Source organism: Carnobacterium sp. AT7 (assembly GCF_000171855.1).
In the GTDB taxonomy this organism is placed as follows: Bacteria; Bacillota; Bacilli; order Lactobacillales; family Carnobacteriaceae; genus Carnobacterium_B; species Carnobacterium_B jeotgali.
The window spans coordinates 23132-30108 of record NZ_ABHH01000024.1; the positions used below are offsets into that span (position 1 = coordinate 23132).

At 34.5% G+C, this 6977-nt stretch carries 6 protein-coding genes; all 6 read left to right on the top strand.

What is annotated here, in order from left to right:
- Positions 1-68: 68 nt before the first annotated feature.
- On the top strand, positions 69-1028 hold the full coding sequence (locus CAT7_RS09100) for a hypothetical protein (protein ID WP_007724745.1): 960 nt from the start codon (positions 69-71) through the stop codon (positions 1026-1028).
- A gap of 157 nt (positions 1029-1185) precedes the next feature.
- Entirely contained in the window at positions 1186-2466 is a 1281-nt protein-coding gene (gene tig / locus CAT7_RS09105) for a trigger factor (protein WP_007724747.1), read from the top strand.
- A 220-nt stretch (positions 2467-2686) separates the two neighbouring features.
- Positions 2687-3934 carry an ATP-dependent protease ATP-binding subunit ClpX gene (gene clpX / locus CAT7_RS09110; RefSeq protein ID WP_007724751.1) on the top strand — a complete coding sequence of 416 codons (1248 nt, stop codon included), beginning with the start codon at positions 2687-2689 and terminating at the stop codon, positions 3932-3934.
- A gap of 328 nt (positions 3935-4262) precedes the next feature.
- The gene (yihA, locus tag CAT7_RS09115) at positions 4263-4850 is read left to right on the top strand and encodes a ribosome biogenesis GTP-binding protein YihA/YsxC (RefSeq protein WP_007724754.1); all 588 of its coding nucleotides are present in this window, start codon (positions 4263-4265) and stop codon (positions 4848-4850) included.
- 124 nt (positions 4851-4974) lie between these two features.
- A complete protein-coding gene (gene hemA / locus CAT7_RS09120) occupies positions 4975-6387 on the top strand; it encodes a glutamyl-tRNA reductase (protein ID WP_007724756.1) in 1413 nt (470 codons plus the stop codon).
- The coding region (locus CAT7_RS09125; RefSeq protein WP_007724757.1) for an aminotransferase class III-fold pyridoxal phosphate-dependent enzyme at positions 6365-6977 on the top strand (613 nt) is incomplete at its 3' end. The genes hemA and CAT7_RS09125, both read left to right, overlap by 23 nt.

The window sequence follows — 6977 nt, forward strand, 5'->3', positions numbered from 1 at the left end:
TAAAGACTGAATAAAAAAGGGAAATGAAGAATAAAAACTGAACAACATGAATGCAGGAGTGTGACATAATGGGAGAAACAGTACCCTTTCCAAAAAATTATGAGTGGTATAAAAAAGAAGCGATGGAGCGCTTTTTATCAGGAAGAATGGAAGAAGCTCTTCCGTTCTTTGAAGAAGCCTATCAATTAGAACAAGATGAGCTATTAAATACAAATTATACAACTGCATTATACCAAGTGGGAGACTATCAAAAAGCTAAAGAGATCGCAGATGATAAATACTCTTTTTATGAACAAGAAGAGTCCTTAACCATTTTTTATACAGCTATTTTAATAAAGTGCCATTTATTTCTTCAAGCTGAACAAGCGCTAGTATTTCGCAAAAAAAAATTCCCACTAACGAATAAGGCTAATGAAAATTGGTTAGCTATTCAAGAGATGTTGGAAGAAGAGCAAGCTCAAATTGAGTTAGAAAAACAGAAAAAAATCCAATACTTGCTAAAAGAAGCTTATTCTTTAGGAAATAAATCGTTTGCTGAACAATCTACTATTATGAAAGGATTGGAAGAAATTCCATTAGAACCTTTTATTGAAGCAGTTAAGCCGATATTATCAAACCCTTATGTTAATGGCATTATTAAAGCGACTGCTATTGAACGATTAGCTATAGAGCAAGTAGCGGGTGAATTTGACGTTTATTGGATGAAAGAAAAAAGAACAATTCAGCCGGCTTCATTAACTTCCATTAAAAATCATGCAAATGTTCAGGAAGTTATGGATTTATTATCTGAACGTGTGGAACAAAATGACCCTACCTTGTATCAAGCTATGATTCAAGAAGCGTACCTGCACTTTTTCATGCTGTACCCATTCATTAATGAAGTCATAACTTCTCCGCTTAAATGGGTTGAACTGTATCAAAAACGATATGATAACTTCTACCAAGAATCTGATGAATCCCTATCTGATACTAAAGAGATGGAAGAATGGATGCACAAGATTGATGAAGAACTAAAGGATTTAGCTTAAGCTTTTTATGATATTGGCTGGTATGTGACGACGGTCAAGCTGTTTTACCCTTAATTCGTTGTTTTTATTTACAAATTTATGCCTTTAGTGTACTATTAATGAGTATGCAATTGCTTTTTTATTGCGAAAAATAGAGTGTTTCGGAGGGAAATATAACATGACTGCTAAATGGGAAAAAAAAGGCACAAATGATGGTGTCTTAACATTTGAAATTTCAGAAGAAAAAATTAAAGAAGGTCTAGATACTGCTTTTAACAAAGTAAAATCTACCTTAAGCGTACCAGGATTCCGTAAAGGGAAAGTTCCTCGTACAATCTTCAACAAACAATATGGTGAAGAAGCTTTATACGAAGATGCTTTGAACGCTGTATTACCTGAAGCATATGATGCTGCAGTATTAGAAGCTGGACTTGATCCAGTTGCTCAACCAAAAATCGATGTTAAATCTATGGAAAAAGGCGAAGCTTGGGTTATTGAAGCTGAAGTTACTGTGAAACCTGAAGTTGAATTAGGTGAATACAAAGGCTTAACAGTTGAAAAACAAGACCGTGAAGTAACAGACAAAGACGTTGAAGAAAATATTGAACAAAAACGTGCTGCACAAGCTGAATTGGTATTGAAAGAAGATGCTGCAGTTGATGGCGACACAGTTGTTATTGATTATGAAGGATTTAAAGACGGCGTTGCTTTCGAAGGCGGCAAAGGCGAAAATCATTCATTAGAATTGGGTTCAAACTCATTCATCCCAGGTTTTGAAGAAAAACTTGTTGGCGTTAAAGCTGAAGATGAATTAGACGTTGATTTAACTTTCCCTGAAGATTACCATGCTGAAGACTTAAAAGGTGCTGCTGTAACATTTAAAGTTAAAGTACACGAAGTTAAAGCAAAAGAATTACCAGAGTTAGATGATGAATTTGCTAAAGATGTTGACGAAGAAGTTGAAACTTTAGCAGCTTTGAAAGAAAAAATCAAAACTCAATTAACAGAAGCTAAAAATGCTGCTGCTGATGAAGCAATTGAAGAAGCTGCAATTCGTCAAGCCGTTGACAATGCAAAAATTGAAGATCTTCCATGGGCAATGGTTCACGATGAAGTTCACCGTCAAATGGATGTATTTTTAAACGATATGCAACGTCAAGGTGTTTCACCTGAAATGTACTATCAAATTACGGGTACTACAGAACAAGACTTACACAAACAAATGGAAGCAGATGCTGATTTAAGAACTCGCACAAACTTAGTTCTTGAAGCAATCGTTGATGCTGAATCGTTTGAAACTTCTGAAGAAGAAGTAAATGAAGAAATCAAGAACTTAGGCGAACAATATGGTATGGATGAAAAAGCTGTCCGTGCTGCATTGACTCCAGAAATGTTGAAACATGACATTTCAATGAAAAAAGCAATTGATTTAATTACTGAAACAGCTAAAGAAAAATAATTGCTGATTCGTTAAGCATAAATTAAAACTAACAAAAAAAGGACTTCAAAAGTTATTCTTTTTGGAGTCTTTTTTTGCCTAAAAGAGAAGCAGGTTAAATTCTAGCTTTAGAGCCTAAATTATGCTATGCTATTTAAGATTTGAACGATTCTCATTGGATTATGAGCGGCAAATCTGCTACTATTGTAAGTGGTACGAATGAGAATAGAGGTGGACAGGAATGTTTAATGATGAAGAAACAAAAGGACCTGTGAGCTGCTCTTTTTGTGGCAAGTCTCAAGACCAAGTGAAAAAAATTGTTGCTGGTCCAGGTGTATATATATGTAATGAATGTATCGATTTATGTAAAGAAATTATTGACGAAGAATTTAGTGATGCAGGTTATGGCGAATTTTTAGAAGTGCCTAAACCTCAAGAAATTAGAGGCATCTTAAATGATTATGTTATTGGACAAGAACAGGCTAAAAAATCATTATCTGTAGCTGTTTATAACCATTATAAACGTGTAAACCAAATTGGTGGAGACGAAAAAGATGGCGTAGAATTGCAAAAGAGTAATATTTGTTTAATTGGACCAACAGGATCCGGAAAAACTTTTCTGGCTCAAAGTTTGGCTCGTATTTTAAATGTTCCATTTGCGATTGCGGATGCTACAAGTCTGACAGAAGCTGGATATGTTGGTGAAGACGTTGAAAATATTCTTCTAAAACTAATGCAAGCAGCTGATTATGATGTAGAACGTGCTCAAAAAGGAATCATTTATATTGATGAAATTGATAAAATTGCGCGTAAAGGCGAAAATGTATCGATTACACGTGATGTAAGTGGGGAAGGTGTTCAACAAGCCTTGCTTAAAATCTTAGAAGGAACTGTTGCAAATGTACCTCCACAAGGCGGTAGAAAACATCCTCATCAAGAGTTCATTCAATTAGACACAAGCAATATTTTATTTATTGTTGGTGGAGCTTTTGACGGAATTGAAACGATTGTTAAAAATCGTATGGGAGAAAAAGTTATTGGTTTTGGTTCTGCTAAGAAAAAAATAGAAGAAGGCCAAAGCGTTATGCAACAAATTATCCCAGAAGATTTATTGAAATTTGGATTGATTCCAGAATTTATCGGACGTTTGCCGGTTATGGCTGCGTTAGAAAAATTAACTGAAGATGATTTAGTCCATATTTTAACAAAACCTAAAAATGCACTTGCAAAACAATACAAAAAATTATTAGGTTTGGATGATGTTGAACTAGAATTTGAAGAAGATTCTTTAACAGAAATTGCTAAAAAAGCAATTGAACGCAATACTGGTGCACGTGGTTTACGTTCCATTATTGAATCAATCATGTTAGAAATTATGTTTGACTTACCTAGTCGACCAGAAATCGTTAAATGTGTGATTACAAAAGATACTGTAAGTGGTTCTGGACTTCCTGAGTTTTATGATAGTGAAGGTAAAAAAGTAAATTAATTTTGCTTGAATCATAGCTTTATGGCATCAAATAAACCAACTAAACGGGGTTGAGACAATTTATTTTGTCTTAACTCCGTTTTATTTAGATTTTTCGGCAAATAGTGAGAGTCTCAAAAAGAATGGCTTAATGAATAGCCAAAATTCATTTGTAAGCATCTTGATATCGTCTTAAATCTAAAGTTAACACGGTTGCTGCTTTAGTTGTTCATCTGAACTATGAGTTTCTAAGGGGAAAGTCGAGGTTGATTTAAATTTAAAATATCATTGATTACATTAATATGTTAAAATGATAAAAGAATTTATAATTAGAGATGGAGATTAGAAAATGAAAGTAAATAAAGCTGATATTGTCATCAGTGCGGTTTCGCCTGCTCAATATCCAAGTACAGGGTTACCTGAAATAGCCTTAGCCGGTCGTTCAAATGTTGGGAAATCATCATTTATTAATACAATGATTAATCGAAAAGGGCTTGCTAGAACATCAGGAAAACCAGGAAAAACTCAAACATTAAATTATTATATTATTGAAGATAGTTTTTATTTCGTAGATGTTCCAGGTTACGGATACGCTAAGGTATCAAAAACAGAACGGGCAAAATGGGGACAAATGCTTGAAGTTTACTTTACTCAAAGAGAGACTTTAAAAGTAGCTCTTTCAGTAGTAGACCTTAGACATCCGCCGACAGAAGACGATGTACAAATGTATGAGTTTCTAAAGTACCATTCTATTCCTGTTATCGTAGTTGCTACAAAAGCGGACAAGATTCCAAGGGGAAAATGGAACAAACATATAAAAATCGTTAAAGATAAATTAAACATAAGAGAAGAAGACCATTTCGTTCTTTTTTCTTCTGAAACAGGAGAAGGTAAAGAGCAGGCTTGGAGCTTGATTGAATCATACATTAAAGACTAACTTCTTTTTGTAGCAATTAAACAAGTCAAGAATAATTGATGAGCTAAAATAGAAGGGATAGAACGGTAATTAGCATTCTATCTTTTTCTGTTTTTTATCAATTATAATGATGGAAAATTAGAGGATGGTACTATTGAAAATCTTATTATACGGGGTTAGTCACAAAACGACGCCGATAGAAATTAGAGAACATTATACAATTGAAGAACAACAGTTACCTGAACAACTCGCTGAGATAAAATCTTTTTCAGGTGTTAAAGAAGCTGTCATTCTTTCAACGTGCAATCGAACAGAATACTATCTTTATATTGATCAAAATGAATTTATGCATGGAGAAATGCTTCGTTTTCTTTCAAATCATACAGGATATGAAATTTCTGAAGTTATATCAACAAGCTATGGAAAGTCGAATCATGAGGCTGCTGAACACTTATTTAATGTAGCAACTGGGCTTGATTCATTGATCATTGGCGAAACGCAGATTTTGAGTCAAGTGAAACAAGCGTTTGCTATGGCTGTTGAACTAAAAACATCTGGTCCAATTCTAAATTCTTTGTTTAATAAGGCTATTTCTTTTTCTAAAAAAATGCATACTAAAACAAACTTAGATAAGTTATCGTACAATCCCGGAACTGCCGCGGTTAAATTATATAAAGAAGAATGGGATAGCTTAGCAGACAAACGTTTCCTTTTGATTGGATCAGGAAAAATGATTAGTTTAACGGCTAAAACGTTATTTTATCAAGGCGCTACTCATATAACCCTAATTGGTCGTAACGAACAGAAAGTAAATGACTTAGCACATGAATTGAATTTATGGGCACAAAAAACACGGCATTCAGATGTGTTAAAACGTTATTTCTTTACAGCTGATTTTAATCATCTGCCAATGTCTTTAGCGGCGGCCGATGGAGTGGTCACTGCTACAAAAGCACCCTATCATTTGATAACCGGAAAAACGATTGAAGAAATGGCGACCATTCGTTTAACTTTGAAAAAACAGTTGTTTATGGACTTTTCGGTTCCGCGAAATATCGAGCCTAGTATTCAATACATTGAAGGTATTCAAGTATTTGATATGGACCAAATTAGTTTTCGTTTAGAAGAAGCCGATCTTGATAAAGATAAAGTCGTTAGAAAAATTAAAGTTGAACTAAGTGAAGAGGTAGCAGAATTTAAACAATGGTATCTAGAAAGAAAAGCCGTTCCTTATTTACAAGAGCTTAACGAACAAATGCTGAATTTAAAAGAACTGACATTAACAAGTTTAGAAAATAAATTGCCTGAATTAACCCAACATCAAATTCGTTTAATTGATAAGCATATGCAAAGTATGATTAATCAGATGAAGCGCATACCAGTTGAATCTTTAAAAGAATTTGCCAGAAAAAATGCTTCAAAAGAATCGAAAAAAGACTTAAAATTATTCGCTAAATCATTAGGACTTTCAGTGGAATTGGAGAATTCGGAACAACCATCTGAAGTACTTGTAGTAGAAAGTGGAGGGGTCAGCATTGAGAGTCACGAAACAATCTGAACAAGCTTTTGAAAAAGCACTTAATTTAATGCCAGGAGGAGTAAACAGTCCTGTAAGGGCCTTTAAATCGGTAGATGTACCTCCTGTATTTATTCAAAAAGGTAAAGGAAGCCATGTGGTTGATATAGACGGAAATGACTACATTGACTATGTCTTAGGTTGGGGCCCTTTAATTCTAGGTCATGCAAATGATCAAGTCATAGATAAAATTCAACACACAGCAAGTTCTGGGACCAGTTTTGGTATGCCAACACTCTTAGAAAATCAATTAGCTGAACTTGTGATTCAACGTGTACCTTCTGTAGAAATGGTTCGTTTTGTTAATTCCGGAACAGAAGCAACTATGAGTGCATTGCGTTTAGCACGTGGTTTTACAAATAGAGATAAAATAGTGAAACTAGAAGGTAGTTATCATGGACATGACGATGCCTTATTAGTAAAAGTTGGATCCGGAGTTGCAACACTAGGATTGCCTGATTCACCAGGAGTTCCAAAAAGCACTACCTCGAATACGCTAGTAGCTCCTTACAATGATTTAGAAGCGATTGAAGTGCTCTTCGAAGCGTATCCGGGTGAAATTGCAGCAGTTA

Bases quoted from the DNA above. Each gene is read 5' to 3' on its own strand.
- CAT7_RS09100 (WP_007724745.1), top strand. From the start codon at position 69: ATGGGAGAAACAGTACCCTTTCCAAAAAATTATGAGTGGTATAAAAAA.
- tig (WP_007724747.1), top strand. From the start codon at position 1,186: ATGACTGCTAAATGGGAAAAAAAAGGCACAAATGATGGTGTCTTAACA.
- clpX (WP_007724751.1), top strand. From the start codon at position 2,687: ATGTTTAATGATGAAGAAACAAAAGGACCTGTGAGCTGCTCTTTTTGT.
- yihA (WP_007724754.1), top strand. From the start codon at position 4,263: ATGAAAGTAAATAAAGCTGATATTGTCATCAGTGCGGTTTCGCCTGCT.
- hemA (WP_007724756.1), top strand. From the start codon at position 4,975: ATGGTACTATTGAAAATCTTATTATACGGGGTTAGTCACAAAACGACG.